An 18,093-nucleotide genomic window follows, 5' to 3' on the forward strand; every position below is an offset into this window, starting at 1 on the left:
GAAATAATTACATAAATAAACCGGCGTATGGATCGTTGACGTGCTTCATCCAACCGGTCAACTCCCGCTCAAGCTGTTCAAGTTGCGGCCGGTACCGGGGATTGCCAGCCAGATTGTTCAGCTCCCAAGGATCGTTCGCGAGGTCGAACAATTGCACGAAATCGCATCCTTGACCGGTTTCAGCCGAACGGCGGTACCGGATCATTTTGTAGCGATCGTCCTTCACCATACGTTGAATATCTTTATATAGCGAATAGACCGTGTCTCTCCCCCGGTTCGACTCGCCGCTGATCAAAGAGTTCATGCTTTTCCCTTCGATTCCGGAAGGCGCGGCAATGCCCGATAAATCGCAAAGAGTCGGAAAAATATCGAATTGATAAACAAGCTCGTCGATGCGCTTGCCGGCAGGGACTCCCGGACCTTTGACCAGCCACGGCACGCGAATGCTGTGATCGTACAGATTTTGTTTGCCCAGCAATCCATGCTGGCCGACGGCAAGACCGTGATCCGCCGTATATACAATGATCGTGTTATCCGCTTTTCCCCTAGCATCCAGCGCTTGCAATACTTTTCCGATTTGATGATCCATGTGAGATATCATCGCGTAATAATCGGCAATATGTCGGCGGACCTCCTCTTGCTTACGTGGATATGCGGCCAAATTCTCGTCGCGGATATCGAGCTCTCCGTTATCGAAGGGATGCTCCTCCATATAACTCGGCGGCAGCGGTATTTTCTCGGGATCATACATGCTCGCATAAGGCTCGGGTGCCGTTCTCGGATCATGCGGGGATGTATAGGCCAAATATAGATAAAAGGGGGCATCACTTTCGTATTGTTCGATAAAGTCAATTGCCGAATCGGTAAACAGCTCCGTCGAAAATTTCGTTTCTAGCCGCAGCGCTGAAGGAGGATAATACCCATCAGCATTATAATCGAAAACAGGTACTTGCCGATGCTCGCTCATCCCCCCGAAAAATAGAGCGTCTCCGCCGCAAAAACCGGCTGTGAAGCTAGCCGTGTCATTATGCCACTTGCCGATCGCGTGGGTGTGGTAGCCGTGTGCGCGAAACCATGCCGGCATCGCCGCCGCGCGATTACGAATGACATTCGTACGCGAATGATCTCCGATTTTCTGGCTTTCCGTTGCCTGGAAAATATGGGTTCCCGTATTCACGCAAGCCCGGCAGGGGACGCAAACGGCTCCGTCGACTCCTCCGATCATATGCGTCGAAGCCATCATCGTACCGGCCTCGGCTATAGCGTCCAGCACTGGCGTACGTACCGTCTTGTCTCCTGCCGCTCCGATCGCGTTATAGCGGTGATCGTCGGCTATGATAAAAATAATGTTTGGTCTCGAAGCCATATAATCCTCCTTGAATTACATGTTATGATGGCTATAATTATAGTCGTCATAATGCGGAAACTACATGGCATAAAGGAGGAATCTCATGTCAAAAAGTCTGAAGACTCACGAGGCTTCCGTCTTCCTGGACTCCCTTCTTCATTTAGCGCTTTCTTCACAGACGTTTCAAATTCAAACCTGCTTTAATGTAACGGTACCCTCTTCTTGGCGCATTGAAGAGCGCGTGCTCGATGAGATTCATATTTTGTATGTCAGAAGCGGAATTGTCACTTATCAGGTTGACGGATTTCCCGTGAAGCTATCGGCAGGATGCCTGCTCTTTCTATCCGACGGTTCGCTGCATGAGGCGTACATGGATTTGAATGAACCGTTAAGCATCATCCCGATCCGCTTTAAAATAAGGCGATACGAGGATACGAACGGAAAATTCCTTGCTTCGTCCGTCCCCTGCTTTTTCTCGTTTCTTCCGCGCGATACGCAAAAATTCCGTCTGCTGTTCGAGACGATTCACCGCCATTACCGCCTGCCGCCTTCCGTAAGAAGAGACGCGCTGTGCCATGCTGCCATAGGTCAAACACTTGCGGAGATGTCGAACGAACTGGAGGAACTCGAACGAAGCAAGCCGATACGACCTGCCATTATACATATAAAAAATCATATGGACACGAATCCGGCCGACCGGCTTACGGTCAAAGAGTTAGCCGCTATATCCGGATTAACGCCAAAATATTGCTCGCAGTTGTTCTATCAAATGTTCGGTTTGACGATCAAAGAGTATCAGATCAAGACACGTATCGATTATGCGCGTTACTTGCTGGAGCATTCGGATCAATCCGTTAAGGAAATCGCGTTCCATCTCGGCTACCCCGACCCTTTCGTTTTCTCCAAGCAATACAAATCCGTCATGGGTATAGCTCCTTCCGAGACGCTTCGCGAGGACCGTTCAACTGGTGGACGATCGACTTGGATTTAGATCAAAAAAAGAAGAAATCAGCATGCATATTGTGCACAGACTGAATTTCTTCTCCTATCAGACGTTTTCATGAAAACTTGTCATTATACCGTGACGCTGCTTCGGGCGAATGTAAGCTGATTTTTCCCTTTGCTCTTGGAGGCGTAGAGCGCTTCGTCGGCATCCCGCAGCAGGCTTAACGGATCGCGGTCGTCCTGCGGCCACATCGCGAGTCCGATGCTGCAGCTTACCCCCATTATCTTGCCATCAATCTCATACGGCTGCCGCACGGCCTCCAACACGCTCGTCGCTACCGCCTCCGCCTCTTGTTCGGCATTCGCTTGGGACACGGACAGGATGAGGACGAATTCGTCTCCGCCCATACGGAACAAGTAATCGCCGCTTCGCGCATTCTTCCAAAGCCTGGCGGCAACCTCCTTTAGAAGCTCGTCCCCGGCCGCATGGCCATGCGTATCGTTAATGTTCTTAAAGCCGTCGAGATCCATATAAACGAATGATAGCGAGCTGCGCTGCTCCTCCGCTTGCCTGACGGCACGCTGAACGATGCCATCCATCGCGGACCGGTTAAGCAATCCCGTCAGCTTATCGTGATGGGCCTTGTCCTCCATTCGAACAAGCTGAGTCTCCGTCTCCGTCAGATCCGCGATCAGGGATCGCAGAGAACTAGACAGCAACTCAATGTCCTTTATCCCCTTCGAATAAGGAATTTCGGCATTCTCTCCTCTGCGGAGCTTGTTCGCTGCTTCGGCTATAAGCGACAGCGGCCTCGATACTTTGCGAGCGAGCAGCCATCCTATCAGCGCGCATGCCACGGCCAGCGCGAGACCTAGCAGGGTCATGAACGCAATAAGCTCCTGCACGGGAGCGAAAGCCAGTTCCGCCGGCTGACGAACGACAATCCTCCAGCCTAGCCCGGGGTAGTTGCCGTAACCCGAACTTTGAGCGAAGCCGGTCAAATACTGCTTCCCGTCCGGCCAACGTCGCACATCCCATTTGTTGTCCGTACTCAATGTTTCCAGATCAGTCAAATGAAGCAATTGTCCGATCATATCCTCGGGACCCGACAATACCGTATTATCCTTCTCCCTTAAGACGAACACCTCAAGCTCCTGCTTTCGGTCTCTATGATAAGGAGCAAGCAGCGATTTCTGCAGCTCCTGCGACCATTCCCAGCTCAGTTGCGCTGCGAGTATGCCCGTAAACATTCCTTTGTTGTCGTATAAAGGCGTGCTGATATCGACGACCTTGAGCGGATCGCCCGACGGGCTCGTCAACTGCTCGGCCAACAGCACGGCTTCATGCACATCGCCGATGAACGGCTTTTGGAGCGCCTCAAGAAAGACGGGACGTTTCTCGAAATTCACTCCGATCATAAGGTCTTTGGTCGCCGCCCTCACGTTGCCTTGCGCATCCAGCAGAGCTACCCAAGAGAACGCCGGAATGTTGTCCTGCAATTCGTTCAGCAGCCGGCTGACCTCCTTCAGATCCTCCTGCTCCTTCAGCGTGTTCAGCGTACTTAACAGCATGATCTCGTTATAGCGCGACCACATGTAACGGTCCAGCTTATCGGTCATCCCGTATGCCAGGGCGGCGACCTGTCCCCCAATTTCCTTCTCTAACACGGTTTTTGTCCGCTGTCCATATAAAGTAGATACTGATGCAATGACAAGTAAAATAATTAGTGCAAACGATAATGCAAAATAAGTTCTCAGTTTCAAAGCTTGTCCTTCCCAATCTCGCGAAAAGATTGTCCATATTTGTCGAACAAGCAGTATTATAGACGAATTAATCAATGAATGGAAGGATATTGCTACATATACGCTGGAGTTGCATCATGTAAATGCTTGTCCTGTAATACTATGTATGTACGTTCTAAGATTCGGTTATCCGAATTTCGAATGGCTCCGAAACAATTCGAAACGATTGCCTTCGGTCTCCGTTCAGCTTCACTTCAAATGTTGCCGTGGCCACCAGCGTGTACGTTCCCGGCTGTTCGATCTGAATGATTCGTTTGCCCGACTCGTAGATCTCATTATCGGGATTGTACGTTTCATTGGGCTTCGCTATGCCGTTAATGCCAATATCATCGGTAACATGCATCTCAATCCGGGGCTGATCGCGCTCATCGTAAATTTGCACATGGATAAGCGGGGAGGCGTGATACACAGCCGCCGATCGATTCGTCAAATTAATTAACCCCGTCGTTATTTCGATATCTTCGTTGACCTTCCACGTCCCTGTTCCCACCGTTTCAACCATGGCGGCAAAGTCCGTTTCCTCGAACATCTTATCTTCCGGCTTCGTGCATGCGGTTGCCGTTATTATAAGCATCAGAATAACCACACCACTGATCAAACTTCTTTTCCCTTTGTACGAACCTCTCATTGCATGACCACCCTTCGTTCTTCTTACTACATTAGACCTCATGCATGATCCAAAGGTTGCTAATCCCCGCCGCTCACACATTCAACCGATACTCCGAAGGACTGAAGCCCACTTCCCTGCGGAACGTTTTGGAGAAATAGTTGGCGTCGTCGAAGCCCGTGGCCGCGGCGACCTCCTTTACGCTTCGGGACGTCGTCTTGAGCAGCAGCTTGGCATGATCCATGCGCTTGCGGCTGACGTACTTGAGAGGCGGGATGCCGAAGTGGCGCTTAAAATATTTGCTGAAATAGTTGGGATGCAGATGCAGCACCTCCGCCAGCTCCTCCAGCGTCATCTCTTGATCGAGATGCTCGTCCACATATCGCTGAATGAGAGTCAGCCTTTCCATCTCATGGCTCTGGCTCTGACGGATGCGAACGGGCTGCGCCTCCATTAACAAAGACAGGATGTGAAGCAGAATCGCCTTCTCCTTAAGTCTGGCTGCGATGGACGAATCCTGGTGCGCGGACACAAGCTCGCGGAACAGCTCCTCCACTACGGCTCGGTCCAGTCCCGCGAAGCTGCATGGCAGATCCAGCCAATGAAAAACATCCGTCTGCCCCGTTATAGCAGTGAAGTGGCACCAATATTTGCGGAAGGGGCGATCGCTGATCGCCGAAAACGATTGCTGTTTATGCGCGGGCATCAACACGACTTGCCCCGGCTCCGGATACAGCTCCCGGTCTTCGATTTTGATCCAGCCTTCCCCGTCCAAAATAAAGTACAGTTTATTAAAAGCCGGACGATAATCCAGCTCGCGCCAGCCCGTCCAGCATTGCGTCAACTTCGCTTCAAGCACCTCAACCTGCATACCCAATACCATGTCGCGCGCGGCTCCGCCGATGACGCTTCCGTCCATGCGTACCTCCCCGTTCTGTCGCTTGAACAGGAACTTGTCCAAGCCTGGTTATCCCGCTATTTTTTTACCCGCGATAGTTAGTTTCCTTCTCTGTCCATTCTAACATAACCTTGTTAAACTGATGCTGAACATTACGAGACAGGAGGTTTCTCGCATGAGTACTGGCCAACAATTAATCAAGGAACGAACGGAGCGGACCGAATGGTTCCTTAACGACCGGTTCGGCATGTTTATCCACTGGGGGCTGTACGCTATCCCGGCTCGCGGCGAATGGGTCCGCAGCTTCGAGCAATTGACCGTGGAAGATTATCAGCCTTACTTCGAACAATTCGATCCCGCGGACTACGATCCCCGCGCATGGGCGAAGGCGGCCAAGCAGGCCGGGATGAAATATGCGGTGCTGACCGCCAAGCACCATGACGGCTTCTGTCTGTTCGACAGCAAGCTGACGGATTACAAGGCAACGAACACGAAGGCCGGTCGCGATCTAGTGGCGGAATTCCTGGAAGCATTCCGAGCGGAAGGGCTTAAGGTGGGGCTCTACTACTCCCTCATCGACTGGCATCACGAAGATTATCCCGCTTATGGCGACCAGATCCATCCCATGAAAAATAACGAGCAATTCAAGCGCGATCCCGCAAACTTCCATCGTTACTTGACCTACATGCACGGGCAGGTCCGCGAATTGTTGACGAACTACGGCAAGCTCGACATCATGTGGTTCGACTTCTCTTACGGGGAGATGAGCCAGGAAAAGTGGCAAGCGACGGAGCTGATCGGGATGATGCGCTCCCTGCAACCGCACATTATTATCGACAACCGGCTGGAAGGAAGCGGAGAGCACGGCGGCAGCATCTATTCCGACGAGCCTTCGGTATACGCGGGCGACTTCGCGTCGCCGGAGCAGATCATTCCGCCGCGGGGCATCACCGGCGCGGACGGCAACCCCATCCCTTGGGAGGCCTGCATCACGCTGAACAACAACTGGGGGTATGCCGCCGCCGACCGTCAGTACAAAAGTCCGGCCACCGTCATCCGCAAGCTCGTGGAATGCGTGAGCAAAAACGGCAATCTGCTCCTCAACGTCGGACCCGACGCCAAAGGCGTCATCCCGAAGGAGTCGCTCGATATTCTCGCCGAGGTCGGCGACTGGATCGCGCGCAACGGCGACAGCATCTACGGCTGCGGCGCGTCGGAGCTGCCGAAGCCCGATTGGGGCCGATACACGAGCAACGGCGGCAAGCTGTACGCCCACGTATTCGAAGAAAGCATCGGTCCCATCGTCTTTGCCGGCTTGGCCAGCCGCGTCAAGTCGGCGCGTCTGCTCGCGGACGGCTCCGAGCTTATCGTAAACACGCCCTGGAGCGCCAAGGAATTCAAGGAGGACGCATTCGTAAACTTCGCCCGTCCTGAACATTACACCTATCCGTTGCCGGACAAACGCGACACCGTTATCGAGCTGACGCTGAACGACTAGATTATTCTCCATTAATATTAATCATAAAAATTCCATCATAGCCGAGGTACAGCCAAACAAACGTCTCCCTTCCCGCACGCATACGTTGTCGTATGTATCGAAAGGGAGGAATGTAGATTGGCAACTTTCAGAGCTAGACTTCGCGGACGCAACGAAGTGCCGCCGGTGCGCACGAACGCCACCGGCAGCGCCGTGTTCCGCGAAGTTTTCGGACGGACCGGCATTGACCGCAGACGCGTGCGCGCGCTTCAATTCCGTCTCACGCTGAACAACATCCGCAGAGTGACGCAGGCGCATATTCATCTTGGCCGCCCCGGTCAGAACGGTCCCGTGGTCGCTTTCCTGTTCGGACCGAACCGTCAGGGCGTATCGTTTAGGCGCGGCGTTATTCGAGGCACGCTCAGAAGCAACGATCTGGTTGGACCTCTTAGAGGGCAAAGCATTCGTGCGCTCGTTCGCGAGATCGAACGCGGCAACGCCTACGTAAACGTGCATACGGTCCGCAACCCGGATGGAGAAATACGCGGGCAAATCCGTTGATGAACCGAAATAATTCGAGGCATTCATCGATCCTGCATGAATGCCAACAAAAAAGCGGACTTATCCGACTTTCAAGCCGGATAGTCCGCTTTTCTCATTCCTTCCAAGATCAACTGTCAAAGCAGATCAGCCTGACGGACCTTTGAGCTCGAGTTCGGCCACATAGCGTGAACTTAAGGAACTTGCCGCATCGGTATGAATTCCCTATCGCCAATGCCTTACCTATAAGGTTCATCTCCCATAGAGAAACTCGTTGCCGGAGTTGTGCAGGGCATGGGCTGAAAATCGGCCTCTCTGCACATTTGTGCATTTCTCCCCAATTTCTTAGGCAAATGGGGCCTCTGTACAGCAAATTGTACGAAATTACACAAATTCTCGCTTCCTATCGTCGTTCGAGACCTCTTCGAACCAATATTTATGTATATATGTACAAATGTACGGATAAAGGGCTCTAAACTTATCTTAATTGTGTATTTTCGCTCAATTGTTGTGCCGTTTGCGAAAATAGCTTAGGGCGCACACGAACCCCGGCCAGTCCTTGGCAGAGCAGGCCTTTTCATCCCGAGATATATAGAGAAAGTATGGCGGATGCTTTCCGATAATTCAAAAATCCGCAGCCTTATTCGACTGCGGATGGTTCGTTGTTAATCGGTTATTTGATATAAACGCTGCCGAAAGGGAGCACTTCGCGAAGCAGCCGCTTGAACCAGCCTTCGTCGCTGAGCCGGCTCTCCAGTCCGCTGTCCCGCGAACCCGTCTGAATAAGCACCGGTCCCTTCCCTCTGAGCTCCCACTGCACGTTCATATGCTGGCTCGCGAGGGAATTGCCGTAGACGGACAGTTGGATGGAGGCGTTATCGGGATACGCGACAAGCGCTCCCTTATCCACGAACAACGGCGTCTCCTGATCCAGCTGAATGACCGCCAGATCGCCTACCGACAGTACGCCCAGCGTACCCGGACCGCTGAACTGGATGCGGATCAGCTCCCGCGTAATCCATGCCGTCTTGAGCCGCATCACCTTGCTCTTGAAGGTCATATCGTCGGAGAGAAACATAATATGGCGGAAGTCGAACAACAGGCTGCCTCCCTCCGGCACCTCGATGGGCACAAGCGAATAACCTGCCGGAAGCCCCATGACAAACGAGGCTGGCCCCTGAAGCCTGGAACGGATCCACTTCTTCTTGCGGAAGGCTCCCCCGATGTTCATGAACTTGTCCTCGCGATTTCTGGGAGCTCCGCTGAACGCGATAATCGATCGCGGATGCAGCACCTGAAGAGCTTCTTCTTGACCAAGCTCGACGCGCACATGCCCTAGCGGAGAAGGCGCCGCTATGTTCATGGCAGCGTCACTCCGCGGCTGTCGTCATGCGCTCTGCCGCCGCGGCCTTGTCGGCGCCATGTCAAGAAGCGCCATACCCGTACGGACAACGCATAGACGGCAATGAGCGCTACAAGAGCTCCCGCGGCGATTGCCGCTTTGCGGTACAGCGACTGACGGTTCTGCTCCAGCTCTTCCATCTGGCCCACCAATCGTGCATTCTCCCGTGCCAGCTCCTCATTGCGTGCCTGCATCTGCTCGTTTTGCTCCCGAATAGCTTCGTTGCTGGACTCCAGCTCCTGCTGGCGCTGGAGCATCTGCTCGGCTTGGCGGCGAGAATCCTCCAGCTGTCCTTCCACGGCCTTGATGCTGGCATCGTAAGCCTCCTGGAGCTCGTCCAGCTTGTCGGGCGCCTGGTAAATATCCTTGATCCGGTCGAACATGCCGGCACTCGCCGTCTCTATCGGCACGGCAACATATAATAGAGATAGAATCATAACGGTATACAATAGTTTCGCTACTTTCATCGCATTCACCCGCCTTCTGCGATTTATCCACGAAAGATGCGGGTTTCGCGCTTCCGCGTCGCCTTGCATCCTTCGCCTGCATCCATACTAATTGTCTCTTATTCTAGCATAAATTAGTCGGGACATGTCGAAATACGCAGAAGTTGCCATAGCGTTCCAACTTAGAGGATTTGCGACTGTTTCGCGGGCACTTAAAAACTGCATGCAACAATCTAACAACCCACTAGCAACCTAGCAACAAACCAACCAGATAGCAACAAACTAGCAGCAAACTAGTAATAAGCTAGTAACATAGCAACAAACTAGCAATAAGCGGAAAATCGCCACTTAATTTCAATAAAACTACTCTCCTTGAGCTATTAGAGGGAAATTCGCCCTGTAATTCAAGCCGTTTCGAAATATTGGCGAAAAAGCTATGTCATTAGTGGGAGCTTTTCCCTTTAAGTGGCGTCGACGGCCGGAATTGTTGAGATTATAGGGAGCTTTTCCCTTAAAGCGGAGCCATCAACCGGACTTGGCAAGAGTGAAGCTGACGGCCGGCATTGTCGAGATTGGATGGAGTTTTCCCCTTAATGCGAGCCAACAGCCGGACTTGGCAAGTGTCAAGCTGAGCCGGCATTGGCAAGTTTGGATAGAGCTTCCCTTTATGATCAATTAAGCAATCATTCGGCGTTCAATCGCAGTTGCCGATTAAGGCTGCGCCGGCGTGACCGCCTCGCGAATAAGCGTATCCAGTTCCGCCACATAACGTTCGCGCTGCTCCACGCTCCAGCCGAGCTCCTGCTCCATGGCCCGGATAACGGGCTCCTTCCATGCGCGGACCGCGTCCATGCGGAAGAAAAGATCCCCCGTGCGGCGGACGAAGAAGTCGGCCGGCGTGACCGCCATTTCGTGAAGCATCGAATACCGCAGCATCGCGGCCAAATCCGCCGGCAGTCCGTAGACACTGGCCAATCGGCCGGATTGTTCGGCGTCGTCAAAGATTCTGCCAACGTTCGAGCCGTATCGCCTTGTCAGGAAGTCCGCATCGCGTCTGCTGAAGCCTGCCCTCTCTCCATCTGCAATAGCCGAACGGACATAAGCTTCGAATCGCGCAGAGCCGCCTACGTCACCGCCCGAGATCGGCAGATCGCGCGTCATACTGCTGCCGTACGACCCGCCGTTGCCGTTGCTCTTCATGAGCGAGACAACCTTGTCGACAACGTTCTCCGCCATCTTGCGATACCCCGTCAGCTTGCCGCCCGCGATCGACAGCAAGCCGGATTCCGATACGAATAGCTCATCTCGGCGGGATACCTCCGACGGGGACTTTCCTTCCTGTTGGATAAGCGGCCGCAGTCCGGCCCAGCTCGACTCCACGTCCGTGGACGTCAGCCGAAGTCGAGGGAACATGCCGTTCGCGGCTGTCAGCAAATAGTCGCGGTCAGCGGCCGTCATGGCCGGATGGGCCGTATCGCCCGCATAGTTCGTATCCGTCGTGCCGAAGTAAGTCTTGCCGTCGCGCGGAATCGCAAACACCATGCGGCCGTCCGGCGTATCGAAGTACACCGCCTGCCGCAGCGGAAATCTGCCTCCGTCGAATACCAAATGCACGCCTTTGGTCAAGCGAAGCGTCTTGCCCCGTTTAGAGCCGTCCAGCTCGCGCACGTTGTCGACCCATGGGCCCGCCGCATTGATAACGTAAGTGGCCGACAATCGATGCGTTGTTCCGTCGATGATATCGTGCACTTCCGCTCCTTGTACCGTCCCCTTGCCGTCATACAGCAGCTTCTCTGCACGCGCATAGTTGACCGCCATGGCTCCGGAATCGATCGCCTTTTTGAGCACCTCGATCGTCAGTCTCGCATCGTCCGTCCGATATTCGACATAATAGCCGCCGCCCTTTATGCCGTCCTCCTTTAGCAGTGGTTCCTTTGCCAGCGTCTCGGCCTTGCCAAGCATCTTCCTGCGCTCGCTCCGCTTGACGCCCGCCAGGAAGTCATACACTCTGAGGCCGATCGACGTGGTGAACTTTCCGAATGTTCCGCCCTTGTAAAACGGCAGCAGCATCCACTCCGGAGTCGTCACATGCGGTCCGTTCTCGTATACGATGGCGCGTTCCTTGCCTACCTCGGCGACGACGCCGATCTCCAGCTGCTTCAAGTACCGCAGACCCCCGTGCACCAGCTTCGTCGAACGGCTCGACGTGCCCGCCGCGAAGTCCTGCATTTCTACCAGTCCGACTCTCATCCCCCGAGACGCCGCGTCCAGGGCGATACCGGCCCCCGTAATGCCTCCCCCGATGATCAATACATCCAACTGACCGGCCGCCATCGCGCGAAGACTGCCGCTACGGCTGCTCGCTCCGAAAGCCGTATCGCTGGCCTGCCCGAATCCTCCTCCGAATTCGCCTGCTTCGTTCCCTGTTCCTATTCGTTCTTGTTCCATATCCGATTCCTCCGTTCGCTCTCCTGTAGACACGTTATGTTTATCATTACCCGAATGCCAGTATTATGCTCATCCCCACGGTCTCCAAATTGAAACCTGAAACACTATAGAAATCGAAAAAAACCGCCCAGACCATCCTCCTCCCTTGTGGAAGGCTGATGGCCTAAACGGTTTCTCCGAATCTCCGACCTTTATTAACTTAACCTCACTATAGCATGTGCCAAAGCCGATCGCAAGCCTAGACTGTTCAGTTGCTAAATGCCATCGCCGCCGCAACCGCCCGCTTCCAGCCGCCATATAACTCTTGTCTGCGGACATCGTCCATGGCAGGCTCGAATAGACGATCCACCTGGCGCAGCGCCTCGATCTCGGTCTTATCCTTCCAGAAACCTACGGCGAGACCGGCCAAATAAGCCGCTCCAAGAGCCGTGGATTCCAGCGATAGCGGACGCTCGACCGGTACGCCGAGCAAATCGCTCTGGAACTGCATCAGAAGACCATTCGACACTGCGCCTCCATCCACCGCCAGCGATTCCAGATGGACGCCGGCTTCCTCCTCCATCACCTTGAGCACATCCTTCGTCTGATACGCCAGCGATTCCAGCACTGCGCGCACGAAGTGCGCCTTGGTCGTGCCCCGCGTCAGACCGAATACGGAGCCTCGTACATCGCTGTTCCAATACGGCGTGCCAAGACCCACGAAAGCGGGCACGACATAAACGCCTTCCGTTCCTCCCGCTTCGGCCGCCAGCGCCTCCGTCTCGGAAGCCGATTCGATCAGCTCCAGCCCGTCGCGCAGCCACTGGATGGCAGCACCGGCCACGAATACGCTGCCCTCCAGCGCGTATTCCAGCTTTCCGTCCAGCTCCCAGGCGATCGTAGTGAGCAGTCCCTTCTGCGACATGATCGCTTGCTCGCCGGTATTCATGAGCATAAAGCAGCCCGTCCCGTACGTATTTTTCGTCGCTCCCTTGCGGAAGGCGTTCTGTCCGAACAGCGCGGCTTGCTGGTCGCCGGCGGCGCCGGAGATCGGAAGGGCAAGCCCCAGCAACGATTCCTCCGTGTATCCGTAAATTTCGGAGCTGGACTTCACTTCCGGCAGCATCGCGCGAGGGATGTGGAGCAAGCTCAACAGCTCATCATCCCACCCGCGATCATGAATGTTGAACAACAGCGTGCGCGACGCATTCGATACATCCGTCACATGCACCTTTCCGCCTGTCAACTTCCAGATGAGCCACGTCTCGACCGTGCCGAATAGCAGCTCCCCGCGCTCGGCGCGTTCCCGGGCGCCGTCCACATGCTCCAGCAGCCAAGCGATTTTGGTCCCGGAGAAATAAGCGTCGATCAACAGCCCCGTGCGAGCATGAATATTGTCCCCGTGTCCATCGGCTTTAAGACTGTTGCAAATATCGGCCGACTGGCGAGACTGCCAGACAATCGCTGCATGAATGGGCTCTCCTGTCGCTTTGTCCCAGACGATCGTCGTCTCTCTCTGATTCGTAATGCCGATGCCCGCAATCTGCTCCGGCCGCGCGCCCGTTTCCTTCAACACGCCGCGCATGACACGTTTCGTTGATTCCCAAATATCCAATGCATCCGCTTCCACGGCGCCAGGCGATGGGTAATCAAGTTTAAGCTCCTCTCGCGCGATGCCAGCGATCCGCCCCATGCGGTCTACAAGCAGCGCTCTCGTGCTGGTCGTCCCCTGATCCAGCGATAACATATAGGTTTCCACAACGCTTCCTCCTCATACCAGATGGTTCAACAACTATCGATCAATCCTTAAACCGATAAATGATCACAATTCATTAAACCGAATCCCATACTGCGGTCCTATTCCCGCCAAAGCTCGCTCCGCGACGTCGTAATCGCGGCGGCGCCCGCCGCCAGCGCCTGCCGCACATGCTCCTTGGTGCGTATCAGTCCGCCCGCTATGACGGGGATGCCGGTCCGCTCCTTCACTTCCGCGATAATCTCGGGCATTAGTCCCGGCAGCACCTCGACGTAATCGGGCTGCGTCTTCTCCAGCAGCTTGCAGCTCTTCTCCAGCGCATCCGAATCCAGCAGGAACAGCCTCTGTACGGCGATAAGCCCTGCTTGCTTCGTCCGGGCGATCACGCCCGCGCGCGTCGAGATAAGCCCTGCCGGGCGAATCGTCTGGCATAGATACTCCGCCGCGTATTCGTCATTCTTAAGGCCGTCGATGAGATCGGCGTGCAGAAGCACTTTTTTGCCGCCGGCTCTGGCCAGATCGACAAGCCCTTGAACATGTCCCAGATGCCCGCCCAGCAGAACCATGTACGTATAGGGCGACGCGATAATCGCCTCTACTTCCTTCGCCTTTCGAGCCGCCGGAAGCAAGCTCTGCTCCCTCGTCAACAGCGGCATACCCGCCACCTCCCGAATCAGTCATCCTACACACTAAGGTAATACGAAGTGCGGTCCAAGCGCAAATAGCAAATTTACTCCAGCTGTTTTCCGCATGGTGAAATAGGGGCTGTCATATGCTACAATACGGTGATCTCAAACGCATCCAGGACTAGGAGGGTGAAGCTTCGCCCATGTTAATTATCGGTATCGCAGGAGGCACCGGCTCCGGCAAAACAACCGTCGCGCGTTCCGTCATCGACCGGATCGGCGCAGACAAAGTCACATTCATCTCGCAGGACAATTATTATAAAAATTTCCCAGAGCTTATCCTCGAAGAACGCGAGCGCCTCAATTACGATCACCCGCTGGCCTTCGACAACGAATTGCTTATTCGCGATCTCAAGCTTCTGCGCGAGGGACGTCGGGCCGTCGCGCCGGTCTACGACTTCTCCCGTCACGCCCGCTCCGAGACCGAGACGATGGAGCTTCTGCCAAACCGCATCGTCGTGCTGGAAGGGCTGCTCGTGCTGGCCGACCAGCATGTGCGGGATCTGCTCGATATCAAAGTGTTCGTCGATACCGACCCGGACGTCCGCATTCTACGCAGGGTGCTGCGGGATATTCAGGAACGCGGCCGCAGCATACAGTCCATTTACGACCAATATCTGGAGACGGTAAAACCGATGCATGAAGCCTTTATCGAGCCGTCCAAAAAATACGCCGACCTCATCATCCCCGAAGGCGGGCATAATCAGGTTGGCATCCAGCTCCTCACCGCGCTTATGGAGAACGTGCTCGCCGAAGCATAAACTTCGGGCATTGCAGGCTGAATGGCGGCGGGTTATGGGCTCGCCGCTTTCGTCCGCTTCTTAGCGTCATCACTGGTGTCATGGATTGACATGTTGAATATAGTACCGTATAGTACTAATATGACTCCAACAAAACGTACGAAATCCAATCGTGAAATTGCTCTGGAAGCCGCGTCACATCTCTTCTTGACCCGGGGCGTGGCAGTCACCAGTATGGATGACATCGTCGCCTACAGCCATGTTTCCAAGACGAATATCTATTATTACTTTAAGAGCAAGGAGGAGCTCTTGCTCACGATCGTGGACGGCTTGACGTCGCATTACGAGCGAAGGCTTGCGGCCATTCTGGCGGAAGAAGAGTTGTCCGTCTACGACAAGCTTGAGAGGGTCGTCCGCGCCCTATCCCTGGAGAACGAAAATAACGACTATCTCGGCGGATGTCCTTTCTTGACGCTGTACGTCCAGACAGCTGGCGAATATCCCGCCGCCAAAGAGAAATTCCGGCTTTTTTTCGCCGGACAGCTGAGCAGCCTGGAAGCCTTGCTTTTGGATGGAATCGGCCGAGGCGAGCTGCGCAGGGAGCTGCCCGCGCACGCGACGGCCGCAATGATCGTCTCCGTGATCGAAGGCGGATTGTTTGTTGGCCAGAGCACCGGCATGAATGGGATACTAAAGGATGTATTGCCTGCTTTAGCGCTTTTGCTAAAGTAATTTTTTTAGGTAATTTAGTACCGATTGGTACTATAAAATTAAATGGATGGGACGGATGAAAAGTGAACATATTTTTGACCGGGGGAACTGGATTTATAGGCAAACCACTCTTGAAGAAGTTGGCGGTGGAGGGTCATCGCGTCTATGCGCTTGTACGTTCGCTGTCGAAGTTCGAAGCCGTGCTAGAAGAACTGCGAATGACGGATATGGGACAAACAATCGTGCCGATGATCGGCGACCTGACCTTGCCGAAGCTGGGGCTTTCCAAGGAGAATATCGCACAATTGCTGAATTGCGATACGTTTATCCATGCCGGCGGACCGATGAATATCGGACTGGATCTGACCGAGGCCGAGATCGTGTTCCGCGAAGCGGCCCGGGAAGCGGCCGGACTTGCGGAGAGTCTTGTCAGGGAGGGCAAGCTGAATCACTTCGTTCATGTCGTCGGATTCATGAGCCCGTACGACGAGAGCAACGCGCTGACCGATCTGTCCGGCTCCGGCGGCCACGCCCCGCCTTACGAGATCATGAAGTTCGAGGCCGATTCCTATATTCGCAAGGCTTTGCGACCGCTTGAAATAACCTTGTCTACCGTCAATCCCAGCGTCGTGGTCGGCCACTCCGCCACCGGCGAGACAGAGCAGACGGGCGGACTCGGCATTCTCGTCGATGCCGTTCGCAAAGGTGCGATGCCCCTGTCTCCCGGCGGGGCGGATCATTGGCTGCCCATGGTCCATGTCGATCATACGGCGGCGTTTATCGCAAGGTTGGTCGGAGAGAAACCTGCCGTCAGCGATACTTATTATTTGCTCGATGACAAGGGGGACAGTCTTGCCATGCAGGAGCTGACAAAGCTTATTGCCCGGGAGCTGAGAGTGATGTCTCCGCTCGCCGCGGCTCCACCCGCCTTGATGCAACGGTTGTTGTCCTGGGGCGGCAGCCGGCTGCTCGGCATCCCCTCCGAATCGATGAACTTCATCGTGCGAAAAGAGTTTCCGACGGCATCCAAGGAGCGCGTACTGCGAGGCCTTGCCGTCAACCAAGAGACGCTTCGCCGCGTGGTAACCGATCTCGACTATCGGCTGAGCCATCAGGACCGCAAGCTTCCCGGGGATGTAAATCTTCATGTCCGCGAGGGGATGACGCTTCTGGTATTGGAGGATGGGATTCGGTCAGCGTCGGGTATTACGGCGAAGGTTATTTCGGAAGAGGTTAGCCTCCCTTCCGCTAATCGGAATTCATCGCTATCGAGCGCCGGTCAACCCATGCCGCTCTTATTAGTTCCCGGCATCTACAGCTCCGCCGAACAGCTGCTGCCGCTTGCCCGGGCAGTCAGGCATGACGGGCCCAAGCTGATCCTTGAGCTTCCCGGTCTCGGTCGCGCGCCTTACCACCATCATCCTTCGGTCATCGAAGGGTACGTTGAGGGTCTCTCTCGCCTGCTGCGAAGCTTCGACGAACCTGTCGTGCTGATCGGCCATTCCTTTGGCGGTTTGATTGCGGCGAAAGCGATGGAGAGCGTGCCCGGCGCCGTTCGCAAGCTGCTTCTGCTCCAGCCTGCGCTTCATCCCGTACGCAAGGCCGCGTATCGTTTCCCGAAGCTGAGCGCCCGCTTGTTCAGGCGCGGCTCGTTTCGCCTGATCTCCAAACAGCTCAAAAAATCCGGCACCTTCGCCATGAGCGAGAATGTGCCGGAGGACTATGTTCGTTACGTCCGGGAGGAGCTGGCTTCTCCCAGAGTGTTGTCGACGACGGCGGAGATTTCCCGGCATTTAACTCGCGCGGATACTTTCTTGCCGATGCCGCCGGCATGGAAACGGGGCAAAGCCGCCATCCTGTGGGGCAAAGCGGATGCCGTTTGGCGGATACCGTTCGCCTTGCAGGAATGCCATGTGGAGACCTTGCCTTTCGGCCATCAATTCCCCATCTCCCGGCCGCTCGAGACGGCAGCTTGGATCGATGGACAGTTGGCCGACCTTCGGGATTCCATCAACCCCGAGCTTCTCTTCGATACTCCGTAAAATAGAATGCGCCTGTCGTATGCGCCGAATCGATAATGCAGTTCATCACTTTGCATACATGCTGCATAGAATCGATGTCCTTAAGTGTAGAGGCCATCTGATGCAACGTATTGAGGCTCCCGAGCGCATGCTCCTTGCCAACGACCCCGTTTTTTAAATTGGCAACAACCCGATCGATTTCTATGTGGATGAACCAGGCCGTCCTCTTTCTAAGCGATTTTTTGTCCAAATAGCGCCCCTCCGTCATCTTGAGTAATAATCTCTA

The 18,093-nt window shown here is 54.7% G+C and carries 17 protein-coding genes; 7 read left to right on the forward strand and 10 right to left on the reverse strand.

Annotation, left to right across the window (positions count from 1 at the left end; all coding sequences use genetic code 11):
- Window positions 1-7: 7 nt before the first annotated feature.
- A complete protein-coding gene (locus H7F31_RS32615; protein WP_187102239.1) occupies window positions 8-1,366 on the reverse strand; it encodes a sulfatase family protein in 1,359 nt (452 codons plus the stop codon).
- A gap of 85 nt (window positions 1,367-1,451) precedes the next feature.
- Here H7F31_RS32615 and H7F31_RS32620 point away from each other — a divergent pair, with 85 nt between their 5' ends.
- The gene (locus H7F31_RS32620) at window positions 1,452-2,339 is read left to right on the forward strand and encodes a helix-turn-helix domain-containing protein (protein ID WP_187102240.1); all 888 of its coding nucleotides are present in this window, start codon (window positions 1,452-1,454) and stop codon (window positions 2,337-2,339) included.
- A gap of 83 nt (window positions 2,340-2,422) precedes the next feature.
- On the opposite strand, the gene H7F31_RS32625 is transcribed toward H7F31_RS32620, so the two are convergent.
- The 3 genes from H7F31_RS32625 to H7F31_RS32635 form a co-directional block, all read right to left on the reverse strand.
- Window positions 2,423-4,057, reverse strand: a complete 1,635-nt coding sequence (locus H7F31_RS32625; protein ID WP_187102241.1) for a sensor domain-containing diguanylate cyclase — start codon at window positions 4,055-4,057, stop codon at window positions 2,423-2,425.
- A 154-nt stretch (window positions 4,058-4,211) separates the two neighbouring features.
- Window positions 4,212-4,724, reverse strand: a complete 513-nt coding sequence (locus tag H7F31_RS32630; protein ID WP_187102242.1) for a hypothetical protein — start codon at window positions 4,722-4,724, stop codon at window positions 4,212-4,214.
- Window positions 4,725-4,797: 73 nt separating this feature from the next.
- Window positions 4,798-5,622: an AraC family transcriptional regulator gene (locus H7F31_RS32635; protein WP_187102243.1), complete on the reverse strand. Its 825-nt coding sequence runs from the start codon at window positions 5,620-5,622 to the stop codon at window positions 4,798-4,800.
- A gap of 154 nt (window positions 5,623-5,776) precedes the next feature.
- Here H7F31_RS32635 and H7F31_RS32640 point away from each other — a divergent pair, with 154 nt between their 5' ends.
- Together H7F31_RS32640 and H7F31_RS32645 are read left to right on the forward strand one after the other, a co-directional pair.
- Window positions 5,777-7,099, forward strand: a complete 1,323-nt coding sequence (locus H7F31_RS32640; protein ID WP_187102244.1) for an alpha-L-fucosidase — start codon at window positions 5,777-5,779, stop codon at window positions 7,097-7,099.
- 117 nt (window positions 7,100-7,216) lie between these two features.
- Entirely contained in the window at window positions 7,217-7,639 is a 423-nt protein-coding gene (locus H7F31_RS32645) for a CHRD domain-containing protein (RefSeq protein WP_187102245.1), read from the forward strand.
- A 652-nt stretch (window positions 7,640-8,291) separates the two neighbouring features.
- On the opposite strand, the gene H7F31_RS32650 is transcribed toward H7F31_RS32645, so the two are convergent.
- On the reverse strand, window positions 8,292-8,981 hold the full coding sequence (locus H7F31_RS32650; protein ID WP_087567334.1) for an AIM24 family protein: 690 nt from the start codon (window positions 8,979-8,981) through the stop codon (window positions 8,292-8,294).
- Complete coding sequence (locus H7F31_RS32655) at window positions 8,978-9,487, reverse strand: DUF3450 domain-containing protein (RefSeq protein WP_187102246.1); 510 nt, start codon at window positions 9,485-9,487, stop codon at window positions 8,978-8,980. Before H7F31_RS32655 ends, H7F31_RS32650 begins: the two co-directional genes overlap by 4 nt.
- Before the next feature lie 514 nt (window positions 9,488-10,001).
- Between H7F31_RS32655 and H7F31_RS32660 the strand changes: the two genes are divergently transcribed.
- On the forward strand, window positions 10,002-10,145 hold the full coding sequence (locus H7F31_RS32660; RefSeq protein WP_187102247.1) for a hypothetical protein: 144 nt from the start codon (window positions 10,002-10,004) through the stop codon (window positions 10,143-10,145).
- Window positions 10,146-10,177: 32 nt separating this feature from the next.
- Here H7F31_RS32660 and H7F31_RS32665 read toward each other — a convergent pair whose 3' ends face one another.
- The 3 genes from H7F31_RS32665 to H7F31_RS32675 form a co-directional block, all read right to left on the reverse strand.
- Window positions 10,178-11,800, reverse strand: a complete 1,623-nt coding sequence (locus tag H7F31_RS32665) for a glycerol-3-phosphate dehydrogenase/oxidase (RefSeq protein WP_187105666.1) — start codon at window positions 11,798-11,800, stop codon at window positions 10,178-10,180.
- Between the two features lie 361 nt (window positions 11,801-12,161).
- On the reverse strand, window positions 12,162-13,652 hold the full coding sequence (gene glpK, locus H7F31_RS32670) for a glycerol kinase GlpK (RefSeq protein ID WP_187102248.1): 1,491 nt from the start codon (window positions 13,650-13,652) through the stop codon (window positions 12,162-12,164).
- Window positions 13,653-13,750: 98 nt separating this feature from the next.
- On the reverse strand, window positions 13,751-14,305 hold the full coding sequence (locus H7F31_RS32675) for a glycerol-3-phosphate responsive antiterminator (RefSeq protein ID WP_187102249.1): 555 nt from the start codon (window positions 14,303-14,305) through the stop codon (window positions 13,751-13,753).
- Between the two features lie 173 nt (window positions 14,306-14,478).
- On the opposite strand from H7F31_RS32675, the gene udk reads away from it, so the two are divergent.
- From udk to H7F31_RS32690, 3 genes are all read left to right on the forward strand, one after another.
- Window positions 14,479-15,096: a uridine kinase gene (gene udk, locus H7F31_RS32680; RefSeq protein WP_187102250.1), complete on the forward strand. Its 618-nt coding sequence runs from the start codon at window positions 14,479-14,481 to the stop codon at window positions 15,094-15,096.
- Between the two features lie 90 nt (window positions 15,097-15,186).
- The gene (locus H7F31_RS32685) at window positions 15,187-15,807 is read left to right on the forward strand and encodes a TetR/AcrR family transcriptional regulator (protein WP_261800224.1); all 621 of its coding nucleotides are present in this window, start codon (window positions 15,187-15,189) and stop codon (window positions 15,805-15,807) included.
- Window positions 15,808-15,869: 62 nt separating this feature from the next.
- Entirely contained in the window at window positions 15,870-17,828 is a 1,959-nt protein-coding gene (locus H7F31_RS32690) for an alpha/beta fold hydrolase (RefSeq protein ID WP_187102252.1), read from the forward strand.
- Here H7F31_RS32690 and H7F31_RS32695 read toward each other — a convergent pair.
- Entirely contained in the window at window positions 17,797-18,057 is a 261-nt protein-coding gene (locus H7F31_RS32695) for a hypothetical protein (protein ID WP_187102253.1), read from the reverse strand. The two genes, H7F31_RS32690 and H7F31_RS32695, sit on opposite strands and share 32 nt — an antisense overlap.
- Window positions 18,058-18,093: the final 36 nt, after the last annotated feature.

It is taken from the genome of Paenibacillus sp. PAMC21692 (assembly GCF_014303795.1).
GTDB lineage: Bacteria > Bacillota > Bacilli > Paenibacillales > Paenibacillaceae > Pristimantibacillus > Pristimantibacillus agaridevorans.